This is a genomic window from Streptosporangium longisporum (assembly GCF_039534895.1).
GTDB classification, from domain to species: domain Bacteria; phylum Actinomycetota; class Actinomycetes; order Streptosporangiales; family Streptosporangiaceae; genus Streptosporangium; species Streptosporangium longisporum.
Genome location: NZ_BAAAWD010000006.1, coordinates 93584 through 117476, shown reverse-complemented (window position 1 = coordinate 117476; position 23893 = coordinate 93584). Strand labels below are relative to the sequence as shown.

The following is a 23893-nucleotide window of genomic DNA, read 5'->3' as shown; positions in this document are numbered from 1 at the left end:
ACGCCGTGACGCCGTGACGCCGTGACGCCGTGACGCCGTGACGCCGTGACGTCGTGACGTCGTGACGTCGTGACGCTGTGGCGCCCTCGCCGCGCGGGCCGGACGTCCACCGGCACGCGTTCACCGGCACACGTCCACCGGTAGGCACCCGCAGGGATCGGGGCCGCCAAGGCCGGTGGTGCCGGTGCCCGTCGTCACAGATGCTTGACGATGCCGCCGTCGACCAGGAACTCGGCACCGTTGACGTTGTTGGGGGAGGCCGCGAAGGCGACCAGCCGGGCCACCTCCTCCGGCGTGCTGATCCGGCCCGTGCTGGCGCCGAGCGAGTCGGTCATCCGCTCCACGAAGTCCTCGTGGGTCAGGCCCTGCTCGCGCGCCATCCGGCCGATGAACCCCTCCGGGTCGGTCCAGACCCCGGTGAGGATCGGCCCGGGGGAGATCGTGATGGCGCGCACCCCCCGGTCGCCGAACTGCTCCGCGGTCACCTTGGTCAGTGCGTTCAGGGCCGCCTTCGCGACGTTGTAATGAGCCGGTCCCGCACTGACCACCCGGGCACCGCTGGACGAGACGTTGACCACCACGCCCTGGCGCTCGATCAGGTGGGGGAGCGCGGCGCGGGTGACCCGGAGCGCGCTGTAGAAGTGCAGGTCGAAGGTCTGCCTCCAGGCGCTGTCGGGGAGCTCGCGCAGGTCGAGCAGGGCTCCCTGGACCAGATCGTCGGTGTCCCCGATACCGACGTTGTTGACCAGGAGGTCGATCCCGCCGAGCTCCGCCGCGGCACGCTCGACGAGCTCGCCGCCGCCCTCGGCGGTGGTGAGGTCGACGGCCACGTGCGCCGCCCCGGTCTCCTTGAGCTCGGGGGTGGCGCGCCGGGAGGCGGCGACCACCCGCATCCCCTCGGCCACCAGCGTGCGGACGATGGCCAGGCCCGTCCCCTTGCTGCCTCCGGTGACGACGGCGCTCTTGCCGGCGAGTCCCAGGTCCATGAGTGTCTCCTTCTGCGGATTCTTCGGTGAGCGGTGTGCCTCGGTGGGTGGTGTGCTTCGGGCCGCCGGTCGCGGTGACGGCCGTGTCCGGGAGGGACACGGCCGGCCCGGCGCGTCCGGATCCACCGGGGTCCGGGTGTGACGGCCTCTCCGACGGAAGCGGACCGATTGGTCCGGGACCGACTGGTCCGTATTATTGGCAGTGATCAGGCCGGGTGTCAACGTCACCGGGACATGACACGGACCGCTCGGTCCGCTATCTTTGGCCGGGGAGGTGCGGCATGGCTAGGAGACCCGATCCGGGCGCGCGCGAGCGCATCCTGGAGGTCGCCTCACGCCTGTTCGTCGAGCACGGCGTGCACGCGGTGGGGCTGCAGCAGATCATCGACGAGTGCGGTTGCGGGAAGAACCTTCTCTACCGGGAGTTCCGCAACAAGGACGATCTGGTCGTGGCCTTCCTCGAACGCTGCCGGGCCGACTGGGCGGGGATCGTCGACCGGGCCGTCCGCTCGGTCCCCGGACCGGCGGAGCAGATCGTCGCCATCGTGGGCGCCGTCGCCGAGCAGGCGACGGCCGACGGCTTCCGCGGCTGCCCGCTGCGCAACGTGTACGTGGAATTCCCCGACCCGGACCACCCCGCGCACCGGGCCATCGTCGCCCACTACACCGGCAGGCGGGCGGCTCTGCGCGAGCTCGCCCACCGCGCGCGGGCGTCCGACCCCGACGCGCTGGCCGGCCGGATCTGCCTCATCATCGACGGCATCAACACCAGCGCCCCGGTGCTCCGCGACAAGGCCGCCGTCGACGCCGCGGTCCTGTTCGCCGAGGAGACGGTGTCCTCGGCGACCTCGGCGACCTCGGCGACCTCGGCGACCTCGGCGACCTCGGTAACCTCGGTGACCTCGGTGACGCAGGCCCATGACGACCCGGTCGGTGCGACCGGCCGGTGAACGTGACGACGGACGTGACGACGGACATGACGACGGACATGACGACCCGGTGAGTGCGACCGTCCGCTGTACGTGACGGCCCGATGGGCGTGACGGCCCGGTCGGCGGTACGGTGCCGGCGGCCGTACCGCGCGATCGGGGTGTCGCGGGACCGGCTCACCCCGGCCCAAGGGCGACGTACGCCCGTGCGGGGCCGTCGCGGTCAGGGCCCGGGGTGCCCCCGGTCTCCCCGGCGCCCCCGGACGCCGTTCAGGGCCCAGCGGCGCAGGACGGCCATCGCCAGCGGCACCGGAACCGTCCCCGCCCCGAGGCCCACGTCGACCAGCAGGTCGAACACCTCCTTGCGACGGGCCGCGGTGTCGATCGCCGCGTCGATGAAGCCGGGCGACTGGGAGGCCCTGGCGAGCACGTCGGTGGTCCGCAGGTGCCGTCCGAGGGCCTTGCCGAGGCCGCGCCGGTAGGCGGGCAGCGGATCGTCGGCCGCCCGCATCGCGGCCTCCCCGGCGAGCCTGCCGGAGACGAGCGCGTAGTAGATGCCCTCGCCGGTGAGCGGGTTGATCAGACCGGCGGCGTCCCCGGCGAGCAGTACCCGTCCCGACCCCGGCCCGGGCCTGCCGGGGGAGAGCGGCAGATGATGGGCGCGCAGGTCACGGGCACGCAGGTCGGGCAGCAGCTCGGCGAGCCGGCCGTGCAGCACCTCGCGGCCCGGCAGGCCGGTGGCGTGCAGCCGGGGCAGCAGCATCCCGTAGCCGATGTTGGCGGTGCCGTCGCCGATCGGGAACGACCACGCGTACGCGGGCCACCCGTCCTGCTGCATGAAGATGGACTGGACGTCGTCGTCGGGGGACACGTCGGCGTAGCCGCGCACCGCGATCGCGGTGTGCCGGTCGGGCGAGGGCGGGACGCCGATCAGGCGCCGCACGGTGGAGTTGGCCCCGTCGGCCGCGACCACGGCGCGGGCGGTGACGGTGCCGTCCAGGACGACGTGGCCGTTCCGGGCGGCGAGCGAGCGGACCTGGTGGCGGCGGACCTCGACGCCGCGGGCCCGTGCGGCGTCGACCAGGCGGGCGTCGAAGACCTTGCGGGGGACGACGTGGTTGGGTCGGGCCGAGGTGGCCGAGACGCGCGCGCCACCGGGGGAGACCACCGCCAGACGCTGCGTCGGCCGGTAGTCGGCGATCAGGTCGGGCAGGCCCAGCAGGGCGAGCTCGTCGCGCCCGTGCGCGGCGATGCCGTCACCGCAGGCCTTGTCGCGGGGGAAGTCGGCCCGGTCCAGCAGGAGCACCCGCGCGTCCGGCCGAAGCTGCCTCGCGCGCAGCGCCGCCGCCGCCCCGGCGGGCCCGCCGCCGACCACCACCAGATCCCAGACGTCGTCCACCCCGCTGAGCCTTCCCCGTACGACCGGGCGGAACCTCTCACGGGCCCGTGTTCCGCCCGGTGCCCGGCAGGCCCCGGTGTCCGGCAGGCCCTCAGGGCGGCCGCCAGGGGCCGGCCCGCCGCGGCCGGCGTACACCGGCCGCGGTACCCGCGGGTCCCGGCCCCGGACGGTCGTCAGAGGCGGCGCAGCGCGGGCAGCAGTTCCTTCTCCGACCAGTCGAAGAACGCGCCCTGGTGCTCGTGACCGATCTGGACCAGGGCGACGTGGGTGAAACCGGCGTCGGTGAAGGCGCGGACCGCCTCCACGACCGCGTCCACGTCCGAGCCGCACGGCACGCTCTCCGCCACGTCCTCGGGCCGCACGGTCTTCGCGGCGGCGTCGAAGTTGACCGGGGCGGGAAGCTCGGCCATGACCTTCCAGCCGGACACCGACCAGCGCCAGAGCTTGTGGGCCCGCTCCTTGGCGGCCTCGGGGTCGGGGTCGTAGCAGATCGGGAGCTGGCCGTAGACGGGCTTGCCCGTGCCGCCCTCGGCGCCGAACAGGCGTACCAGGTCCTCGTCGGGCTCCGTCGCGACGAGCGCGTCCCCGTGCTCGGCGGCGATCCTGCCCGACTGTCCGCCCGAGGCGGCGATCGCCAGCGGGACGGGCCGGTCCGGTCGGTCGAAGAGCTTGGCCGAGTCGACGTCGAAGTACTCGCCCCGGTAGGTGACGTAGCCGCCCTCGAACAGCTCGCGGATGATCTGTATGGCCTCCCTGAACATGCCGTGCCGGGTGTCGGCCGAGGGCCAGCCCTGACCCACCACGTGCTCGTTGAGGTTCTCCCCGGCCCCCAGCCCCAGCGTGAAACGGCCCTCGCTCAGCACGCCCATCGTCGCCGCCTTCTGCGCGACCACCGCCGGGTGGTACCGCATGATCGGGCAGGTCACGTACGTCATCAGCGGCAGGCTCCGGGTGGCGTAGGCCGCCGCGCCGAGCACCGACCAGGCGTACGGCGAGTGTCCCATCTCCTCCAGCCACGGGAAGTAGTGGTCGGAGATGACCGCGTAGTCGAAGCCGATCCGCTCGGCCGTGACCACGTCCTCGACCAGCTGCCGGGCGGGCGTCTGCTCGCACATCATCGTGTAACCGATCTTTGCCATACCCGGCTCCCTACCCCGACACCCGCGTGCATCGCCCGCGGGGCCGACAATTTCGTCCTCTTTTACGCTTCACCCGCTCAGCGTGGAGAGCCGTTCGGGCCCGACGCCGAGCCGCTCAGCACGGAGGTCCGTTCGGGCTCGCAGGAGGTGAGCGGCACCGCCGAGGCCGGGACCATGTCCAGCTGGACGGTCTGGCGCGGCAGCATGAAGTCCAGCAGCCAGCTCCCGGCGATCCGTCCCCGGCCGTGCGGGACGGCGAGCAGGTGGTAGGCGCGGGTGACGATCTTGGCCGCCAGGCCCGACAGCGGCACGCCCAGCGGGTTCGCGGCCGCCGCGGCGCCGCCCAGGTCGACGAGGAATCCCAGGTCGCCGTGCCGGTACGGCTGCAGCCTTCCGTGCCCGTACGAGGCGGCGATGTTGCGGGCGACGCGCTTGCCCTGGCGTTCGGCGTGCTGGGCGGTCATCGGGGTGTACTCGCCCGGCCGGGTGAGGTCGGGCACGGCGGCCGCGTCGCCGCAGGCGTAGACCCCCGGGTGTCCGGGCACCCTCAGGTACTCGTCGACCAGCAGCCGTCCCCGCTCGGTGGGCAGCCCCAGCGCCTCCACCATCGGGTCCGGCCGCACGCCGACGCACCAGATCAGGGACCGGGTCGGCACGAACTCCCCGTCGGAGAGCCTGACGCCCTCCGGTGTCGCCTCGGCCACGCCGGTCCCGGTGCGGATCTCCAGGCCCCGTCCCGTCAGGGTCCGGTGCGCCGTCCTCGACAGGCGCTCGTCGAGTTCGGGCAGGATGCGCGGGGCGATGTCGGCGAGGATCCAGCGTACGGGCTGGTCGCGCAGGTGCGGTCGCGCGTCGCGCAGGTCCAGGGTGAGCAGCTGGCCCTGCGCCGCCACCTCGGTGCCGGTGTAACCGGCGCCGACCACCACGAAGGTGCACCGTGCCCGGCGCTCCTCGGGGTCGGTGGAGGTGTCGGCGAGCTCGATCTGGCGGATCAGGTGGTCCCGCAGGTAGATCGCCTCGGCGATGCTCCGGAAGCCGTGGGCGTGCTCTGCGACGCCGGGCACGGGCAGCAGCTTGTTGACGCTGCCGACCGTGACCACCAGGCGGTCGTAGCCCAGCTCGCGGCGCCCGCCCTCGGAGTCGACGCAGGTCACCCGGCGCGCCTGAAGGTCGACACCGTCCACCGTGGCGAGCAGGTGCCGGACGCCGGGACGGTCGCCCGCCAGCGGGATCGCCACCTTGCGCGGGTCGAGGATGCCCGCGGCGACCTCCGGCAGCAGGGGCAGGTAGAGGAAGTAGTCGGTGGGGTTGATCAGGACGATCTCGACGGCACCCTTGGCGATTTTGGAGAGCGTGCGGACGGCGGTGAAGCCCGCGAACCCTCCTCCGATCACGACGACTCGCTGTCGCTTGGTCATCTGGGTCGCTCCTTTCGACGCTCCGTTTCCAGCGGCGTGCCCTGTATGCCCCCCGGTCAAGCGCGACGGGCCGGACCTCCTCGCCTCCGGGCCCCGCCCGTCCCGCCACCGTGGACGATCCGGTACGGGGCCGGTCATCCGCAGGTCAGCGCGCGGGCAAGATGGCCGGGCGGGCGAGTGGGAGCCGTCTCGCGGGGGGATGGCCGGGGGGAGGACGGTACGGAGCGGGGGCCACCCCCGGCCCACCGGCCCGCCGGTCCGGGCGGCGCACCGGCCCGGGGACGACGCCGGTCCGACAACGAACGGGTTCGAAGGGGGTGGGCCGTGACGACCTCCGAACGGTCGCGCGAGGAACCGCTGACCTCACCGCTGGCGCCGCGCAGGAGCCCGCCGGGCTCGATCGTCGTGAACTGGCTCACGAGCACCGACCACAAGGTGATCGGGTACATGTACCTGATCACCGCGTTCGGCTTCTTCCTGTTCGCCGGGCTGATGGCCCTGATCATCCGGGGCGAGCTCGCCCAGCCCGGGACGCAGCTGGTCAGCCAGGAGCACTACAACCAGCTGTTCACCATGCACGGCACGCTGATGCTGCTGCTGTTCGCCACCCCGCTGTTCGCCGGGTTCGCCAACGTGATCATGCCCCTGCAGATCGGCTCCCCGGACGTCGCCTTCCCCCGGCTCAACATGGTCAGTTTCTGGCTGTTCCTGTTCGGCGGGCTGATCGCCAGCTTCGGTTTCTTCACCGACGGGGGCGCGGCCGACTTCGGCTGGACCGGCTACCCGCCGCTGTCGACCGCCGCCTACTCCCCGCAGTACGGCAGTGACCTGTGGATCGCCGGGCTGGTGATGTCGGGCCTGGGCACGATCCTGGGCGCGGTCAACTTCATCACCACGATCATCTGCATGCGGGCCCCCGGGATGACGATGTTCCGGATGCCGATCTTCACCTGGAACACGCTGCTGACCAGCGTGCTGGTGCTGATGGCCTTCCCGGTGCTCGCCGCCGCGCTGCTGGGGCTGGAGGCGACCCGCAGGTTCGGCGCGCACATCTTCGACCCGCGCAACGGCGGGGTCCTGCTGTGGCAGCACCTGTTCTGGTTCTTCGGACACCCCGAGGTCTACGTCATCGCGCTGCCGTTCTTCGGCATCATCACCGAGGTCATCCCGGTCTTCAGCCGCAAGCCCATCTTCGGCTACATCGGCCTGGTCGGTGCCACCATCGCCATCACCGGCCTGTCGATGACCGTCTGGGCCCACCACATGTTCCCCACCGGCCAGGTGCTGCTGCCCTTCTTCTCCTTCATGTCCTTCCTGATCGCGATCCCGACGGGGGTGAAGTTCTTCAACTGGATCGGCACCATGTGGCGCGGCCACATCGTGTTGCACACCCCCATGCTGTTCGTGATCGGTTTCCTGGTCACCTTCCTGCTCGGCGGCCTGACCGGCGTCATCCTGGCCTCCCCGCCGCTGGACTTCCACGTGCACGACTCCTACTTCGTGGTCGCGCACTTCCACTACGTGGTCTTCGGCACCGTGGTGTTCGCCATGTTCGCCGGCTTCTACTTCTGGTGGCCCAAGATGACCGGCAAGATGCTCAACGAGAAGCTCGGCAAGTGGCACTTCTGGACGTTGTTCGTCGGTTTCCACGCCACCTTCCTGGTCCAGCACTGGCTGGGAGCGCGCGGCATGCCGCGCCGCTACGCCGACTACAGCGACCTGGACGGCTTCACCGGCCTGAACATGGTCTCCTCGGCCGGCGCGCTGCTGCTGGGCGCCTCGACCCTGCCGTTCATCTACAACCTGTGGTACACCGCCCGGCACGGCGAGCGGGTGACCGTCGACGACCCGTGGGGGTACGGCAACTCGCTGGAGTGGGCCACCTCCTGCCCGCCACCGCGGCACAACTTCCTGTCGATCCCCAGCATCCGCTCCGAGCGTCCGGCCTTCGACCTGCACCACCCCAGGGCGGCCATGCAGCCGCGCCAGCTCGACCCGACCAAGCCCTCCGAGGAGATCTGACCGCGTTCCGGTACGTTCCGCTGTTCCGGTCCGCGGGACGAGGTCGTACGACCGGGGACGGGACCGTGTGGAACGGCACGGAACGGCGCGGGACCGTGCGGAACGGTCAGCCCGGGACGGCCGCGCGGCGCAGGGCGATCTCCGTGGTCTCCCGGGGGTAGGGCGATCGGCGTACGGCCTCGGCGGGGGAGACGAGACCCGCGGCCACCTCCTCGCACAGCCCGGCCAGGGCGGCGATCTCCGCCTGCTGCGCGGCCACGAACGCGCGGTCCACCGGGTCTCCGTGCCCGGGGACGAAGGTGAGGACCGGGACGGTGCCCCGTCGGGTCACGTTCCCGTCCCCGGTCGTGTCCCCGTCCTTCACGCCCTCGGCCCCGGCCATGCTTCCGCCCTCGGCCATGCTTCCGGCCGCGTTCCCGGCTTCGGCCGCGTTCCCGGCTTCGGACGTGCCGGGGCGGGGGTCGGTGGCGTCGTCGGCGAGGGTGAGCAGGGCGGCGGCCGTGGCGGGCCACTCCAGGGGGTAGGCGTCCTCGTAGGCGGGCGGGGCGCCGTTCTCCACGAGGTCACCGGCGAAGACCACGCCGGCGTCCGGTACGTGGACCACCAGGTCGTTGCCGGAGTGACCGCGGCCGAGATGGGCCAGGACGATCCGGCGACCGCCGACGACCAGTTCGGTCCGGCCGGTCACCAGGTGGTCCGGAGGCACGATCTCGGTCCCCTCGATGTCCGCGGCGACGTCCGCGCGTCCCAGATCCCGGTAGTACCGGGCCCACTCCCGCCTGGCCCGGTCACCGTCGCGGATCAGGTCGGCGCGGCAGTCCCGGTGCCCCCAGACCGGACCGCCGGGGAACGACCCGGTGCCGAAGGCGTGGTCGAAGTGCGAGTGGGTGATCGCCACCGTCCAGGGGGCGCCGGTGATCCGACGGACCTCGGCGGCCAGCTCGGCCCCCTGCCGCTGGTCCCCGCGGGTGTCGACCACCAGGCAGCCGCCCTCGCCCACCACCAGCCCCACCGACAGGTCCAGCTCGGCGTACCGCCGCACCAGCACCCGGTCGGCCACCTCGACCCATCGTCCTTCCACGGCTCGTATTCTGCCTCGCCCACCGGGCCGGCCGTGCCGAGCACGTCAGGTCGAGCACGTCAGGCCGGGCCGCGCCGGGCCGAGCTGGGCCGGGCACGCCGGGTCGGCACGCGGGACCGGGCCGGCGGCACATCGGACGGGGCACGCCGGGACACGCGGGCCGGGCCCCGTCCCCGCGCGGAGGGACGATCTCAGCGAAGCTTCGCGAAGAACTCGCGGACGTCGTCGGCCAGCAGGTCCGGTGCCTCCATCGAGAGGAAGTGGCCGCCCCGCCCCAGCTCGGTCCAGCGCACCACGTTGTGGTCGCGTTCGGCCCAGCGACGGATGGTGACGTCGTGGGCGGAGACCAGCACGCCGGTCGGTACCGTCCCGCGCTGAGGGGTCCAGCCGCCCGCGTCCCCGCCCCAGCCGGCGCCGTCCGTGCCGTCCGTGTTGTCTGTGCCGTCCGTGCCCGTGGCGGTTTCGGAGCCGTCGCCCGGCCCGCTCCAGGCGGCGCCGTCCGCGGCGGTGTCGTCGGCCGTCCCGCCCCACGCGTTCGCGGAGATCTCCTCGTAGTAGATCTGCGCCGAGGATCCGGCCGTGCCGGTCAGCCAGTACACCGAGACGTCGGTCAGGATGCGGTCGCGGTCCACGCTCTCCTCGGGCAGCCCCTCCTCGGGGTCGGTCAGCTCCTTGAACTTCTCCACGATCCAGGCGAGCTGCCCGACGGGCGAGTCGTGCAGCCCGTACGTCACCGTCTGCGGTCGCTTGGAGTTGCACTGCAGGTAGCCGTCGTTGAAGTTCTCCATGGCCTGCCAGCGCCGCTGCTCGGCCTCGGTCAGGCCGTCCATCTCGCCCTCGGCGCCGATGGGGAAGGTCAGCAGGGCGTTGACGTGCATCCCGATCACGCGGTCGGGGGCCTGGGCGCCCATCTGGGGGGCGACCCACGCGCCGGTGTCGTAGCCCTGCACGCCGTAGCGTTCGTATCCGAGCCGCTCCATCAGCCGTACGAAGATCCCGGCCATCCGGGTCGCGCTCATGCCCGGTCCGGCCAGCGGGGTGGAGAAGCCGAAGCCCGGCAGCGACGGGATCACCAGGTGGAAGGCCGTGGCGGGGTCGCCGCCGTGGGCGCGGGGGTCCGAGAGCGGGCCGATGACGTCGAGGAAGTCCGTGACCCCGCCCGGCCAGCCGTGCAGCAGGACCAGGGGGACGGCGTCGGGTTCGGGGGAGCGTACGTGCAGGAAGTGGACGTTCTGCTCGTCGATGACGGTGACGTACTGCGGGATCCTGTTGAGCGCGGCCTCGTGCTCGCGCCAGTCGTACCCGGTCCGCCAGTACTCGGCGAGGTCCCGCAGGTAGGCGACGGGCACTCCCCGGCTCCATCCGACCCCGGGCAGCTCGTCGGGCCAGCGGGTCCCGGCCAGCCGCGCCTTCAGGTCGTCGAGCAGGGGCTGCGGGATGTCGATGCGGAAGGGGCGCACGTCCTCGTGCGAGGTGTTCGTCATGTCGATGAATCTGTCAGCCGCTTAGGACGGGTTCGCTCCTAAGCGCGTGACATTCTGGCGGCATGGTGGAGACCTCCGCGCGGCTGCTCACGCTGCTGTCGCTCCTGCAGACCCGCCGGGACTGGTCCGGTGCCGAGCTGGCCGATCGCCTGGGCGTCTCCGGGCGTACGGTCCGCAGGGACATGGAACGGCTGCGCGGGCTCGGCTACCCGGTGCACGCGGTGCAGGGCACCGCCGGGTACCGGCTGGGGGCGGGCGCGTCGCTGCCGCCGCTGCTGCTCGACGACGACGAGGCGATCGCCGTGGCGGTCGGCCTGCGCACGGCGGCGGGCGGGCCGGTCACCGGGATCGAGGAGACCTCCCTGCGGGCGCTCACCAAGCTCGAACAGGTGCTGCCCTCCCGGCTGCGCCACCGGGTGAACACGCTGCACACGGCGACCGTGCGGGTCGGCGCCGGCGGGCCCGCGGTGAGCCCGGACACGCTGATGGCGATCGCCGACGCCTGCCGCCGCCACGAGCGGCTGCGCTTCGACTACGCGGCCCCTCGCGGTGGTGACACGGTCAGGTCGGTCGAGCCGCACAGCCTGGTCAGCTTCGGCCGTCACTGGTACCTCGTCGCCTGGGACGCCGGCCGCGAGGACTGGCGCACCTTCAGGGTGGACCGGCTGACTCCCCGCTCCCCGACCGGCCCGCGGTTCACGCCCCGGCCACCGCCCGACGGCGACGTCGCGGCCTACCTGGCGCGCCGGTTGTCGTCACGGGCCTGGCCGGTGCAGGCGACGGTCGTCCTGCACGAGTCCGCGGAGATCGTGGCGGACCGGGTGTGGCCCGGCATGGGCGTCGTCGAGGCCGTCGACGGCGACGGCTGTCTGCTGCACGTCGGCGCCGAGACCCCGTCCGCGCTGGTCTGGATGATCACCTCGGTGGACACCGCCTTCACCCTGGTCAGCGGGCCACCGGAACTCGTCGAGGCGCTGCGCGCCCAGGCCGAGCGGTGCCTGCGCGCCCTGGGGGAGGGCTGACGCTCCCGGAGCCGGGACGAGCGAGGCCGAGACGGTCGGGACCGAGACGGCCGGGGCTCAGGGCTCAAAGCGGCCGGTGCTCAGGACGGCCAAGGCTCAGGACGGGCGGGGCTCAGGCGTCGGCGAACCAGCCGCCGTGGAAACCGGCGGGCACCCGGCGCGGCAGCCGTACCGTCGCGACCGGCTCCAGCGTGCCGGCGTCCAGCACCAGCAGTGCCGAGGCGTCGGCGGCGGTGACGATCGACATCAGCCAGCCGTCGTCCTCGGCGCGGGCATCGGCGGCGGGCACGAACACCGCCTCGCCCGTCGTGCCCCCGGTCGGCCTGACGGTGCTCGCGCCTGTCCGCGCGTCGTACTTGACGACGGCGTCGTCGGCCACGGTGTACAGGTAGCGGCTCGGCAGGCCGGTGCGCTCCTCGTTGAGCGTGGGGAACTCGACGGGACGGTCGTCGAGGGCCTCCTCCTTGGCGAGGCCGCCGTCCAGGTCGAGCGTCCAGCGGTGCAGGGTCGAGCCGATCAGGAGGGAGGAGGTCCCGGCGGGCCCGGGGACGCCGGTCGCGCTGCCGCCCATGCTGCCCCACGTCTGCCGGAAGCTCTCGGGCGAGTACCGGACCGCGTCGAGGACGACCCGGCCGGCGGCGTCCTCGTGGGCGTTGCCGACGTGGAAGACGTAGCACGGGTCCACGTCGAACCAGCGCACCCGCCCGTCGGCCCGTCCCATCACGCCCAGCCGGGCGCCGTAGCCGTCGTCCCACCGGTAGGGCAGGCCGCGGCGGGCCTTGGCCATCTCGATGTCGAAGATCACCGGCAGGTCGAGCCAGACCACGTGGTTCCGGGTGATCGCGAAGTCGTGCATCATGGTCGGCCCGGGGACCTCGACCTGGCGGCTCTCGACCAGCTCGCCGCCGGCCGACAGGCGGTGGTAGGTGAGGTAGGGCGGGGCGAAGCCGTACCCGAAGAAGAGCAGCTCCCCGGTGTCCGGGTCCCGCTTGGGGTGGGCGGTCATGGCCGTGGTCAGCCGGCCGCCGAAGTCGCAGGCGCCGACCGTGTCCAGCTCGGGGGTGACCTCGTACGGCAGCCCGTTCTCGACCAGCGCGAGCGTGCGGCCGGAGTGCCGGATCACGCTGGTGTTCGCGGTGACGGCGGCCAGGTCGCGCCCGCCGCCGGGTTGCAGCGAGAGTGCGCCGTCGGTGAACCGGGTGGTCCGCGTCCACCGGTTCCGGTACCACTCGGCGCGGCCGTCGCGCAGGCGGACGCCGTGCAGCATGCCGTGCCCGGCGAACCAGTGGCCCGAGTCCTCGCCCGGACGCGGGTTGGGGCCGTTGCGCACGTAGCGGCCGGTCAGCTCGGCGGGGAGGACGCCCTCGACCGGCAGATCCCGGGCGCCGATCTCGTCGGCGACCGGTGCGAGGTCGCCCCGCAGGTAGGACGGAACCATGATCTCCCCTTTGATATTCCACTGGTGACATGTCAAAACTAGAACTTCTACATATGACATGTCAATACAGGAATGTAGGATATGGTCATGAGCCTCCGACACGCGTTGCTGGGCCTGCTCTCCGAGGGGCCCGCGAGCGGATACGACCTGATGAAACTCTTCGACCTCTCCCTCGCCAACGTCTGGCCCGCCACGCAGAGCCAGCTCTACGGCGAGCTGGGCCGTCTGGCCGGTGCCGGGTTGATCGAGGTCGTCGCCGAGGGACCCCGGGGCCGCAAGGAGTACGCGCTGACCGAGGCCGGCCTGTCGGAGCTGCGTCACTGGCTGACCCGGGTCGAGCCCGAGCAGGTACGCCGCAGCGACATGCTGCTGCGGGTCTTCTTCCTCGGCGTCGTCGAACCCGCCGACGCTCACGCCTACCTGGCCAGGCAGGGTGCCATCGCCGCCGAGGAGCACGGCCGGCTCGATCTGATCCGGCCCGCGACCGAGGGCGACGAGCCCCTGTCGGTCTACGGGCGGCTCGCGCTGGAGTGGGGTCTGCGGTTCACCGCCCTGCAGCGGGACTGGGCCGAGTGGGCCGCCCGCGAGATCGAGGCCGTCACCCCCGGGGACGCGGCGCCCGAGCGGTAGGTCCCGGCCCCTGTGCCCGGTTTCCGGTGCCCGGGTCGCGGCTCCGAGGCCCCTGTGCCCGGAGCCGCGGGCCCCGGCCGCCCGCGGCAGGACCCGGGTCATGCGCGGCACGGACCCGGGTCGTCCGCGGCACGGACTCGGGTCGCCCCGGCACCCCCTCCCGGACCGGGATCAGGCGGGGACGGTGCGGACGGCGCCGAACCAGCGGCCCGCGGCGGCCCGCAGCGCGTCCAGCTCGGCGGTGTCCGGATGCGGCGACGAGGACGCCCAGGCCACATAGGAGTCGGGACGCACGAGCAGGGCCGTGGCCGGAGCGTCCGGCGCCCGCCCGGTGACGACCTCCACCCCCTCGGGCACCGCTCCGGCCGGCAGGCCGTCCTCGGTCAGGTCGAGGAGCAGGGGCCGGGCGGTCACGGTCAGCGCGGCCAGCCGGACCGTCCCGCTCCCGGTGCGCAGGACGAGATCGGGGGCGTACCGGCCGGTCAGCGGGTGTGGCGAGGCCGTTCCCATGTCGTAGCGGACGTCGGAGCCGGCCATGAGATCGGCGATGCGCCGGACGGTGTCCCGGTCGGCGAGCAGCTCGGCGAACAGCTCGCGCAGCGCGGTGACGTCGCCGCCGGGGGCGATCAGCGCCGACTGCGCCCGGGTGTGCACGACCACGCGGTGGGCGGCGGGCCGCCGCTCGCTCTCGTAGGTGTCCAGCAACCCGGGCGGCGCGTCGCCGCGGATCTCCGCGGCGAGCTTCCAGCCGAGGTTGATCGCGTCCTGCAGGCCGAGGTTGAGGCCGGGCCCGCCGATGGCGGAGTGCACGTGGGCGGCGTCGCCCACCAGGAGCACGCGCCGGTCCCGGTACCGTTCGGCCAGGCGGGTGTTGCCGCCGGTGAGCCTGCGCAGCAGGTGCGGCCCGTCACCGTCCGGCGGGGTGAGCGGGACGTCGACACCGAGCACGCGGCTCGCGCTCGCCCGCATCTCCTCCAGGGTCATCGGCCCGTCGTCCCCGGCCCGCTTCCACTCCATGGTGCTCACCAGCGGGGCCCGGCCGGGAGGGGTGGCGAAGACGAACACGCCGCGCTCGTTGCGGTGGTGCGCGAACGGCGGTACGACGCCGTAGCCCGGGACGTGCAGGGCCCCGGTGGCCTCGTCCATCCACTCGGCGGGCAGGTGGGCGTCGGCGGTCCGGGAGACCGTGTCGTCCCTGGTCACGCCGGGGAAGGCGATGCCGGACAGCTTGCGCGTGAGGCTGCGCCCGCCGTCGGCGCCGACCAGGTGGCGGGCCGGAAGGCGGTAGGTGCCCCGCGGTCCGGTGACGGTGGCGGTGACGGCCTCGCCGTCCTGGGACAGGCCGGTGAGCTCGTGCCCGTGCCGGATCTCCACGCCGAGCTCGCGGGCACGCTCGGTCAGGACCTGGGTGACGCGGGCCTGGGGGACGAGCAGCGTGAAGAGCGGGTTGTCCTCCAGCGGGGTCAGGTCCAGGGGCAGCGCGCCGAAGACGAAGCGGGGGGCGGGCCGCGGGGGGGCCGGCGTCGCCGCTGAGCCGGCCGTACAGGCCGCGGCGGTCGAGCATGCTCACCACCTGGCCGACCAGGCCGTTGGCCCGGGGCTCGGTGCCGGGCTCGGGCAGGCGTTCCAGCACGATCGGCCGTACGCCGGCCAGGCTCAGCTCGCAGGCCAGCATCAGGCCGTTGGGGCCCGCTCCGGCGATGACGACATCATTGATCATTGTGGTCTCCTTGTTGCGGCCACGGAGGGATTCCGGGCACGGCGAGGCCGCCGGCGGGGCGGCGTCACGGGTGGGGCGAGGTCACGGGCACGCGGGGGTCGCGGGCGCGGCGAGGCCCCGGGTACGGCGAGGCCGGGGTGCGGCCAGGTCGGAGGTACGGCCAGGTCGGGGTGTGACCAGGTCGGGGCACGGCGAGGCCGCGGGTGCGGGTGCGGGGAGGTCGGGGCGGCCACGCTGGGGGTCCGGGCGCGGCGGGGTCGTGGACGCGGCGGGGTGCGCGCGATGAGGCGACCCGGTGGGTGAGCGGGGCGGGGTCTCGGCGGGTCCCGGGAGGTTCCGGCGGTTCCTCGACGGGTTCCGGGGGCTTGTCGGCGGGCCACGAGGAAAGGCGGGCGCGGGCCGCGAAAACGGGCACGCTCAGGGAACGGGCGGATTCGGGGAATGGGCAGGCTCAGGGAACGGGCGGACTCAGGGAATGGGCAGGCTCAGGGCACGGACAGGCTCAGGGGACGGGCAGGCCCGCCCAGAGCCGGTCGAGCGCCTCGCGGACGAGCGGCCCGAAAGGCACGGGCGGGTCGGCACGGAGCCAGTGCTCCATGGCCGTCGATACGGCGGCGCCGGTGGCGGCGGCGACCAGGGACGGGTAGAGGTCGCGGCCGACGTCGGTGCCGGTCCGCTCGGCGACGACCGTGGCCAGTTCGGCCTGGGCGGCCGCCATCGCCCTGAGGAACTCGCCCTGCACGTCCGGCTCGGCCAGCATGAGCCGCACGCCGTCGGTCCATTCGCGGCTGGGCGTCTGGTCGCCGGTGGCCTCCGGCGGCGCCATCCGGGCCAGCGTGGCGTTCTTGACGGCCTGGTCCAGGGGCTCACCGGCCGGGCGGCCGCGCAGCTCGTCCGCGAAACGGAACATGCGCTCGGTGTGACGGGACACGACGGCCTCGGCCTTGCCGGAGAAGTAGTTGCGGAAGGTACGCACCGACACGTTCGCCGCGGCGGCGACGTCCTCCACGCTCACGTTGTCCCAGCCGCGCTCCACGCTCAGCCGGATGACCGCCCAGCTCAGCGCGTCCCTGGTCTCCTGCTTCTTGCGCTCGCGCAACCCGGGGGCCGTTCCGTCGTCCATGCGGCCCACCATAGCCAAAAAATTGCCACGACGGCAAGTATTCCGGTTCGGCAAGTTTTTGGGCGGCCCCGGGCCCGTGCGTCACGGTCCCGGGCTCGTGCGTCCGGCCCAGGACCCGTGCGGTCCGGCCGGACCTCAGGCCAGGACGCGGCCCACCATCCGCGCGTACATCCGCCCCGGGCTCGGCACCGACGACGGGTGCAGGAAGCCCGGGAGCATCGGCAGGTCCACCGCGAACGGCTGCAGCCGCTCGTACAGCACGTCCGCGCCGGAGGGACGGTCGTCCGGGTCCTTCTCCAGCAGTTCGGAGACGAGGCGGTCCAGTTCGGCCGGCACTCCCGGCACCCGCGGCGGGCGCTCCTTGACCTGGCGCTCGAACACGGCGTACTCGGTGGGGCCGGTGAACAGCTGCCGGCCGGTCAGCATCTCGTGGATCACGCAGCCGAGGGCGTACAGGTCGCTGCGGGGGCCGGACAGGCCGCGCTGGATCTGCTCGGGCGCCATGTACGACGGGGTGCCGAGGATCTGGCCCACCCGGGTGAACCGGGCCTCCTCGGCCTCGCGCAGCACGGCCAGGCCGAAGTCGAGGACCTTCACGCTCCCGTCCGGGCAGAGCATCAGGTTGGTCGGCTTCAGGTCGCGGTGGTGGATGGAGAGCGCGTGGGCGGCCGTCAGCACCGCGCAGGCCTGCGCGGCGATCGCCGCCGCCCAGGGCACCGGGAGCGGGCCGTGCTCGCTGACCACGTCGGCCACGGTGACGCCCTCGATGAACTGCATGACCTGGAACAGTCGCTGGTCGAAGGTGCCGAAGTCGTACAGGACCGGCGCGCCGGGGTGTTCCAGCCTGGCCAGGATGCGGGCCTCGCGCAGGAAGCGGCGGTTCAGCTCCTCGTCGGACCCGGCGAGGAATCTCAGGAACTTCACCGCCACCCTGCGGTCGAGATGCCTGTCATGGGCGCCGTAGACGGCCCCCATGCCTCCCTGGCCGAGCGGGAGGTCGTCGAGCACGTACCGGTCGCCGATGACCATCGACCCTCCCATCGACGTGCCGGGCGTCACGCCCCGTGGTCGCACGGCCGGAGATGACCGTCGACCAGTCCGTCAAAGCCTAGCCGGATCAGTGTCTCCCCCAGCGTCCTCGTCGCCCGGAGTCGATCTTCCAGTTCGAACAGCTCGCGGAAGGCCGTGCCGTACAGCCGCTGGTCGGCCAGGGGCAGCATGGGCACCCGCGTCCGCCGCACGTCCAGGCGGCTGGAGCCGGCATGGACCCTGGTGCCGTCGGCCGAGCGCAGGAAACCGGCGAGGAACGCCGAGTCGAGCCGCTGCGGGTCGACCCGGTAGAGGGTGAGCTGCGGGCCGAGCGCCGCGCCGCTCTGGGTGATCACCCTGACCGCGCCCAGCACGCTGGTCACCACGTCCCCGGGCCTGATCATGACCAGCGCCGGGTCGAGGACGGTGCGGCCGGAGGGCGAGGCGCCGGCCGCGGTGTCGTCGGCGGTCAGCACCGGCAGCGGGCCCTCGTCGGCCGACATCCGGGACGGCGCCTGCAGGATCGTGATCAGGCCCGCCTTGGCCAGCTCGCCGACGGTGGTGGTCGGCAGGTCCTGACGCCCGGAGAGCGGCTCCAGGGCCGGGGTGGCGTCCGGCAGCGTGGCCGAGGTGGCCCTGAACCTGTCCAGCGCGTCGGTGAAGTCGCGCACGAAGTCCGGGCCGACCTGCTGCGGGCGGTGCCTGGCCGGGGTCAGGTCCACCTCGTCGTCGAGCAGGTCGATGATCCGCACCGTGCGGCCGTGGCCGCGCGGTTCGGCGTCGGGGTTCTCCAGGTACGCCCGCCAGGCCGGCTCCACCACCGACAGGTCGTCGGCGGCGTCCACCACCAGCAGCCGGGACGGCGGCCGTCCCCCGTCCGGGCGGCGGAGCATCCACAGGTCGGGGCCGCCGGGCGCGAGCGTCACCACGGCGCGCAGCGCCCCGGCCCGGAGCAGGTTGCCGCGGATCCGCTTGCCCGGGCGGCGACCGGCCGCCGCCGCGGGCATCAGGATCGCCACCAGGCCGCCCGGCCGCACGTGGGCCAGGCAGTGCTGCACCCAGGCGAGCTCGGACTCCCCGCGCGGCGGCAGGCCGTACTCCCAGCGCGGGTCGCCGGCCAGCTCGTCGTGCCCCCAGACCCGCTCGTTGAACGGAGGGTCGCAGACCACGGCGTCGGCGGCCTCCCCGGCCAGGCCGTCCTCGCGCAGGGAGTCACCGGCGACGACCCGCGCCGGGGCCCCGCGCAGCAGCAGCCGCACGGCAGTGATCAGCGCGCTCGTCCCGCCGATCTCCTGCCCGGCCAGGAGGGTCCTGCGGCGCGCCACCGCGTTCGCGCCCAGCAGCAGGGTCCCGACGCCGCACGCCGGGTCGAGGACGACGCCCCCGCTCCCGGCCGCCAGCCGGACCATCAGCGCGGCCACGTCGTCCCGGGTGACCGAGAGCTGGCGGGAGTGGGCCTCGACGTAGCGCTCGCACAGGAACTCGAACGCCTCCAGCGGGCCGCGTTCGGAGGCGAGCTCGGCGACCAGCCGGACGAGGGCCAGGTCCTCCAGGCGGAGATCGGGCGGGCCGGGAAGGTCCGTCGTGACCTCGGCCGCCCGGGTGAGAGACTTCACCCCATGATCACGCCAGTCGGCGGGCTCGCGGCTCAGGAACAGCAGGAAGGCGCCGACCCTGGCCACCAGCTCGCCCAGCCTGAGGTCGTCCACCGAGGTGCGCATCCGCTGCCAGACCAGGTCGCCGAGCGAGATCTCGAACGACTTGCCGTTCGCGCGCAGCCACCCGGTGACCTCGGGCAGGGAGAAGAGCGGGCTGGAGGCGGTGCCGCTCACCGGCCGGGGGAAGTCCTCGTGGCGGCGGCGCCAGTTGCTCACCGCCGCCCTCCCGACCCCGGCGAGGCGGGCGATGTCGCCCGCGTTCACGGTGATCTCCTGGCTCTCCTCCATGGAGGGCCACAGTAGTTCACTGTGCCGCGACGGTCTACAAGGACTTTGCTTGTGAAGTGCTTCAACCAATGATTTACTGCCCTCATGGCACTGAACCAACCACTGGCACTGCGCTACGCGGCCCGCTCGGACGTGGGTGTCCGTCGCGAGGCGAACGAGGACTCGGGCTACGCGAGCGTGCGCCTGCTCGCCATAGCCGACGGCATGGGCGGTCACGCGGGTGGAGAGGTCGCCAGCTCCCTGGCGGTCACCGCCATGGCCGCGCTGGACGAGAGCCTGCCGGGGGAGGGCGTCGACCTGCTCGCCACGCTCAAGGGCGTCGCCAGGGACGTGAACCACACGCTGCGCGAGATGAGCGAGCAGGACCCCACGCTGCGCGGCATGGGCACCACCCTGACCGCCATGCTCTGGGACGGTGCCACGTTCGCCCTCGCGCACGTCGGGGACTCGCGGGCCTACATGCTGCGCGACGGTGCCCTCTACCAGATCACCCACGACCACACCCTGGTCCAGTCGCTGGTGGACGAGGGGCGCATCACCCCCGAGCAGGCGGCCGAGCACCCGCGCCGGTCGATGGTGCTGCGGGTGCTGGAGGGCACCGGCGACGGCGAGCTGGACCTGTCGCTGCGCGAGGCCTTCCCCGAGGACCGCTACCTGCTCTGCTCCGACGGCCTGACCGCCGTGGTCGGCCCGGAGACGCTGTTCAACACGCTGACCGAGATCTCCGACCCGGACGAGGCCGTCCGCCGGCTGATCGACCTGGCCAACCGCGGCGGCGGCCCCGACAACATCACCTGCATCGTGGCCGACTTCGCGGCGCCCACCGGCTCCACCCCGGCCGTCCCGGCCATCGTGGGCGCCGCGGCCGAGAGGAGACTCGCCCGGTGAGTTCTGCCGGATGAGCCCCGCCCGATCCCGGCCCGCACCCTGACCGGGACGCGTCCGACCCGGTGGCCGGCGGTGGGTGCCGGCGGGCTCACGCGCTCGCGGTGCTCACCAGGTCTCGCCGGTGATGCGCTCGTACGCCTCGACGTAGCGCGCCCGGGTGACCTCCACGACCTCCTCGGGCACCTCGGGCGCGGGCTCCCTGCGGTCCCAGCCGGTGCCGGTGGCCCAGTCGCGCACGTACTGCTTGTCGAAGGAGAACTGCGGGCGGCCGGGCTCCCACCGGTCGGCGGGCCAGAAGCGGGAGGAGTCGGAGGTCAGCACCTCGTCGCCGAGCGTCAGCGTGCCGTCGGCGGCCCGGCCCAGCTCGATCTTGGTGTCGGCGATGATCACACCTCGCCCGGCGGCCAGCTCCGACCCGCGCCGGTAGATCTCCAGCGTGATCCGCCGGAACTCCGCGGCGGCCTCCGCACCCTCCAGGGCGACGACGTTCTCGTAGGAGATGGGCTCGTCGTGCTCTCCCAGCGGGGCCTTGGTGCTGGGGGTGAAGATCGGCTCGGGCAGCCTGGAGCCGTCCACCAGGCCGGGCGGGAGCGGCACGCCGGAGACCGTCCCGCTCGCCAGGTACTCCTTCAGGCCGCCACCGGTCAGGTAGCCGCGCGCGACGCACTCGACCCGCGCCATCTCCAGCCTCCGGCACCGCACCGCGCGCCCCTCGAACTCCGCCGGTACGTCGGTCGCCGAGATCACGTGGTTGGGCACGATGTCGGCGAGCCGCTCGAACCACCACAGCGAGAGCCGGGTGAGGATCTTCCCCTTGTCCGGGATGGGGGTGGGCAGGATCACGTCGTACACCGACACCCGGTCGGACGCCACGAGGACGATGTCCCCGCGGTCCTCGTAGACGTCGCGGACCTTCCCGGAATGAAGAAGCTTCACTGCGTTCCCTGCTCTCGCACGGCCCGGCGGCCCCCCGCGGGCCACCGGTCATCGACCGACATCCGCCCACCGTATTGGACGCGCCCCGCGGGCCGTGCCGGGTGGTCCGCCCTGCCGGCGGGGACGCCGGGCCGGTCCGGTCCGCCGTGCGAGGGCCGTCCGGCCGCCGGGGGGATCCGGGGGTCAGGCCGTCGGGGGGATCAGGCCCAGCAGGCGGCAGCAGCGCAGCACCGCGCCGGAGTCCCCGTCCAGGCGGAGCCTGCCCAGCACGACGGCCTCCAGCGGATCGAGCCGGCCCGCCCCGATCTCCACGAAGGTGACCGCGTCGGTGACGGCGAGCAGGTCGGGGGAGACGGCGCGGCCGGGGACGATCCGGGCCGTCGCCTCCTTGACCTCCAGGTGGAAGACCTCCTCGCGTCCGTCCTTGCCCGCGATCTGGAACTGGTAGCACTCGTCCGGGCCGTCCGCGGGAGGCGTGCACATCATCGCCTCCACCGCGACCAGCGACCACTCCGGGCGCACCTCGTCGTGCGGGTCCGGCTCGGCCAGCAGCGGCATGCCCCAGCGGGCCAGGCCCAGCACCACGGGCCGGAGCGACTGGCCGGTCTCGGTCAGCCGGTAGCGGCGGGCCCGGCCGTCCGGGTCGGAGGTGAGCTGCTCCACCACCCCGGCCTCGCCCAGCAGCCTCAGCCGCACGGCCAGCAGGTTCGTGCCGATGCCGGGCAGGTTGGCCAGCAGCTCGTTGTAGCGGCGCGGCGCGACCAGCAGCTCCCGGACGATGAGCAGGGTCCACCGCTCACCGATCACGTCAAGGGCCGCGGCCAGGCCGCAGTACTGCCCGTAGTGTCTGCGCCCTTCCTTCATGAGGTGACTTTACTCGCATTAGGTATAGCGATGAACGCTCACCGCCGGGTGAACAGCGCCTGGATCAGATAGGGCATCGCGAGCTCCTGGAAGTCGAGCTCGGGGTGGTGGTCGTTGATGGCGCCCTCGAAGACCAGGATGCCGAGCAGCGGGAAGATGAACAGCGGGTCGGCGTGCAGCCCGTGCCGTCGCTGCAGCTCGAACAGGCCCGCGGCGAAACGCAGCAGGTCGAAGTCGGCGGCACGGGCCCCGGTGACCGAGTCCACCAGGGCGACCATCTCGGCGGTGAACGCGGCGGCGTCCATGCCGGCCGGGTACCGGGCGGTGGAGAGCACGATCTCGGCGCAGCGCCGCCCGTTGCCCGTGCCCATCCGGAAGAAGAACTCGGTGAAGGCCCGGCGCGCCGCCTCGGGCAGCCGGACCACGAAACCGGCGTCGATCATCTGGACCGTGCCGTCGGGCATCGGGTAGAGGTTGCCCGGATGCAGGTCGCAGTGGACCAGGCCGTCCAGGAAGAGGATCTTGTAGATGCCCGAGAGCGCCGTCTCCACCGCGCGGACGGACGCCTCACGTCCCAGCTCGGCGGGGGAGAACCTTCTCAGGCCGGGCAGGTACTCCATCACCAGCAGCCCGCGGGAGGTCCTGGCCGCGTCGGCCAGGCCCGGGTGCGGCAGCGGCACCCGGATCCCCTCGACGGACTCCAGCGCCGCCGAGAGCCGTACCAGCGAGGCCGCCTCGGCGGTGAAGTCGAGCTGACCCGCGACCGCCTCGGACATCTGGCGGACCGCGGCCACCGCGGGCAGCCCGCGCATCAGCGGGGTACGGGCGAGCAGGGCGGTTCCCCAGGCGAGCAGCCGCAGGTCGGCGGCCACGATCCGCTCCACGCCCGGCCTGCGGAGCTTGACCGCCACCTCGGTGCCGTCGAGCAGGGTCGCGCGGTAGACGCAGGCGATGCTGCCCGAGGCCACCGCCTCGGCGTCGAAGCGGGCGAACACCGTCTCCGGCGGGGCGCCGAGCCGGTCCGCCAGCAGCGCGCGGGCGGTCCGCGGGGAGACGGCGGGGACGTCGTCGTACAGGCGGGAGAAGGCCGCGCACAGCTCGGCGGGCAGCAGGTCGAGCCGGGTGCCGAGCAGCTGGGCCAGCTTGACGAAGGTGGGGCCCGCGCGGTGCAACCGGGTCGCGACCGCGCGGGCGGTCGCGGCCGGCAGGGCGTGACGCCGCCCGGTCAGCGTCGCGACGGCCCACAGGCCGGCGACGCGGGCGGCCACGCCGATCACCGTGCGGGTCACCGTGAGGACGCGTCCGGGGATCGCGCCCAGGCCCGTGCCGGTACGCGGGGACGCGCCGGCACGGCTCGCGGCGACGCTGGTCACTCGCTGAACTGGATCAGCTCGATGACGTTGCCGCTCGGGTCGGCGACACCGAAGTAGGGGCCGACGGGACTGTCCTGCAGGGACTCGTGGAGCAACTCGGCGCCGGACTCGCGGAGCCGGGCGAACTCGGCCGCGACGTCGGCGACGGCCAGGTTGATCATGATGCACGCGCCGGACGGGTAGTCGGCCTTGGTCGGGCGCTCGGCGAGCTGCAGCAGCAGCCGCGGGCCGTCGTTGACCAGCTCCACGAAGTAGGGCGCCCCGGAGTCGGAGCGGACGGCGAACCCCAGGGCGTCGGTGTAGAAGGCCACCGCCTGGTCCATGTCGTGCACGTTCACGCTGATCACCGCGATGCGCGCCGCGTTCTCGGCCATGGGCTGTCTCCTTGTCCGTGGTTCGGTGCGGGATATTAAAGCTAGATGGTGGGTGGGGAGACGCAAGAGCAGAACCTCACGACTGCTGGACC

General features: G+C 73.2%; 20 protein-coding genes and 1 pseudogene. 5 read left to right on the top strand and 16 right to left on the bottom strand.

Annotated elements, in window-relative coordinates:
• Positions 1-194 precede the first annotated feature (194 nt).
• Positions 195-986 carry an SDR family NAD(P)-dependent oxidoreductase gene (locus ABD832_RS04745; RefSeq protein ID WP_344888878.1) on the bottom strand — a complete coding sequence of 264 codons (792 nt, stop codon included), beginning with the start codon at positions 984-986 and terminating at the stop codon, positions 195-197.
• Positions 987-1267: 281 nt separating this feature from the next.
• On the opposite strand from ABD832_RS04745, the gene ABD832_RS04740 reads away from it, so the two are divergent.
• Entirely contained in the window at positions 1268-1936 is a 669-nt protein-coding gene (locus ABD832_RS04740; RefSeq protein WP_344888875.1) for a TetR/AcrR family transcriptional regulator, read from the top strand.
• A gap of 202 nt (positions 1937-2138) precedes the next feature.
• On the opposite strand, the gene ABD832_RS04735 is transcribed toward ABD832_RS04740, so the two are convergent.
• From ABD832_RS04735 to ABD832_RS04725, 3 genes are all read right to left on the bottom strand, one after another.
• The gene (locus ABD832_RS04735; protein ID WP_344888872.1) at positions 2139-3314 is read right to left on the bottom strand and encodes an NAD(P)/FAD-dependent oxidoreductase; all 1176 of its coding nucleotides are present in this window, start codon (positions 3312-3314) and stop codon (positions 2139-2141) included.
• A gap of 173 nt (positions 3315-3487) precedes the next feature.
• Positions 3488-4453, bottom strand: a complete 966-nt coding sequence (locus ABD832_RS04730) for a TIGR03557 family F420-dependent LLM class oxidoreductase (RefSeq protein WP_344888869.1) — start codon at positions 4451-4453, stop codon at positions 3488-3490.
• Between the two features lie 77 nt (positions 4454-4530).
• Positions 4531-5871, bottom strand: a complete 1341-nt coding sequence (locus ABD832_RS04725) for an NAD(P)/FAD-dependent oxidoreductase (protein WP_344888866.1) — start codon at positions 5869-5871, stop codon at positions 4531-4533.
• Positions 5872-6228: 357 nt separating this feature from the next.
• On the opposite strand from ABD832_RS04725, the gene ctaD reads away from it, so the two are divergent.
• Positions 6229-7893 (top strand): aa3-type cytochrome oxidase subunit I, encoded by a 1665-nt coding sequence (gene ctaD, locus ABD832_RS04720; RefSeq protein ID WP_344893317.1) that lies wholly within the window; start codon positions 6229-6231, stop codon positions 7891-7893.
• 106 nt (positions 7894-7999) lie between these two features.
• On the opposite strand, the gene ABD832_RS04715 is transcribed toward ctaD, so the two are convergent.
• Both ABD832_RS04715 and ABD832_RS04710 read right to left on the bottom strand, forming a co-directional pair.
• Positions 8000-8974 (bottom strand): MBL fold metallo-hydrolase, encoded by a 975-nt coding sequence (locus tag ABD832_RS04715; protein WP_344888863.1) that lies wholly within the window; start codon positions 8972-8974, stop codon positions 8000-8002.
• 191 nt (positions 8975-9165) lie between these two features.
• On the bottom strand, positions 9166-10458 hold the full coding sequence (locus ABD832_RS04710; RefSeq protein ID WP_344888860.1) for an epoxide hydrolase family protein: 1293 nt from the start codon (positions 10456-10458) through the stop codon (positions 9166-9168).
• Between the two features lie 62 nt (positions 10459-10520).
• Here ABD832_RS04710 and ABD832_RS04705 point away from each other — a divergent pair, with 62 nt between their 5' ends.
• Positions 10521-11480: a helix-turn-helix transcriptional regulator gene (locus ABD832_RS04705; RefSeq protein ID WP_344888857.1), complete on the top strand. Its 960-nt coding sequence runs from the start codon at positions 10521-10523 to the stop codon at positions 11478-11480.
• A gap of 112 nt (positions 11481-11592) precedes the next feature.
• On the opposite strand, the gene ABD832_RS04700 is transcribed toward ABD832_RS04705, so the two are convergent.
• Positions 11593-12918: a carotenoid oxygenase family protein gene (locus ABD832_RS04700; RefSeq protein ID WP_344888854.1), complete on the bottom strand. Its 1326-nt coding sequence runs from the start codon at positions 12916-12918 to the stop codon at positions 11593-11595.
• 87 nt (positions 12919-13005) lie between these two features.
• On the opposite strand from ABD832_RS04700, the gene ABD832_RS04695 reads away from it, so the two are divergent.
• Positions 13006-13548: a PadR family transcriptional regulator gene (locus ABD832_RS04695; protein WP_344888851.1), complete on the top strand. Its 543-nt coding sequence runs from the start codon at positions 13006-13008 to the stop codon at positions 13546-13548.
• A gap of 171 nt (positions 13549-13719) precedes the next feature.
• On the opposite strand, the gene ABD832_RS04690 is transcribed toward ABD832_RS04695, so the two are convergent.
• From ABD832_RS04690 to ABD832_RS04670, 5 genes and pseudogenes are all read right to left on the bottom strand, one after another.
• Complete coding sequence (locus tag ABD832_RS04690) at positions 13720-14982, bottom strand: FAD-dependent monooxygenase (protein ID WP_344893314.1); 1263 nt, start codon at positions 14980-14982, stop codon at positions 13720-13722.
• Positions 14983-15085: 103 nt separating this feature from the next.
• Positions 15086-15268, bottom strand: a pseudogene (locus ABD832_RS42035) (FAD-dependent monooxygenase); the annotation flags it as partial.
• A 502-nt stretch (positions 15269-15770) separates the two neighbouring features.
• The gene (locus ABD832_RS04680; protein ID WP_344888848.1) at positions 15771-16391 is read right to left on the bottom strand and encodes a TetR/AcrR family transcriptional regulator; all 621 of its coding nucleotides are present in this window, start codon (positions 16389-16391) and stop codon (positions 15771-15773) included.
• 135 nt (positions 16392-16526) lie between these two features.
• Positions 16527-17420: a serine/threonine-protein kinase gene (locus ABD832_RS04675; protein WP_344888845.1), complete on the bottom strand. Its 894-nt coding sequence runs from the start codon at positions 17418-17420 to the stop codon at positions 16527-16529.
• Between the two features lie 26 nt (positions 17421-17446).
• Positions 17447-19366, bottom strand: a complete 1920-nt coding sequence (locus ABD832_RS04670) for an N-6 DNA methylase (protein ID WP_344888842.1) — start codon at positions 19364-19366, stop codon at positions 17447-17449.
• 84 nt (positions 19367-19450) lie between these two features.
• Between ABD832_RS04670 and ABD832_RS04665 the strand changes: the two genes are divergently transcribed.
• Positions 19451-20254 (top strand): PP2C family protein-serine/threonine phosphatase, encoded by an 804-nt coding sequence (locus ABD832_RS04665; RefSeq protein WP_344888839.1) that lies wholly within the window; start codon positions 19451-19453, stop codon positions 20252-20254.
• A 105-nt stretch (positions 20255-20359) separates the two neighbouring features.
• Here ABD832_RS04665 and ABD832_RS04660 read toward each other — a convergent pair whose 3' ends face one another.
• The 4 genes from ABD832_RS04660 to ABD832_RS04645 all read right to left on the bottom strand — a co-directional run bounded on the left by ABD832_RS04660 (position 20360) and on the right by ABD832_RS04645 (position 23801).
• Entirely contained in the window at positions 20360-21190 is an 831-nt protein-coding gene (locus tag ABD832_RS04660) for a phosphoribosylaminoimidazolesuccinocarboxamide synthase (RefSeq protein ID WP_344888836.1), read from the bottom strand.
• Between the two features lie 183 nt (positions 21191-21373).
• Positions 21374-22054: a winged helix-turn-helix transcriptional regulator gene (locus ABD832_RS04655; RefSeq protein ID WP_344888833.1), complete on the bottom strand. Its 681-nt coding sequence runs from the start codon at positions 22052-22054 to the stop codon at positions 21374-21376.
• Positions 22055-22092: 38 nt separating this feature from the next.
• A complete protein-coding gene (locus ABD832_RS04650; RefSeq protein WP_344888830.1) occupies positions 22093-23427 on the bottom strand; it encodes an ABC1 kinase family protein in 1335 nt (444 codons plus the stop codon).
• Entirely contained in the window at positions 23424-23801 is a 378-nt protein-coding gene (locus ABD832_RS04645; protein ID WP_344888827.1) for a VOC family protein, read from the bottom strand. Before ABD832_RS04645 ends, ABD832_RS04650 begins: the two co-directional genes overlap by 4 nt.
• Positions 23802-23893 lie beyond the last annotated feature (92 nt).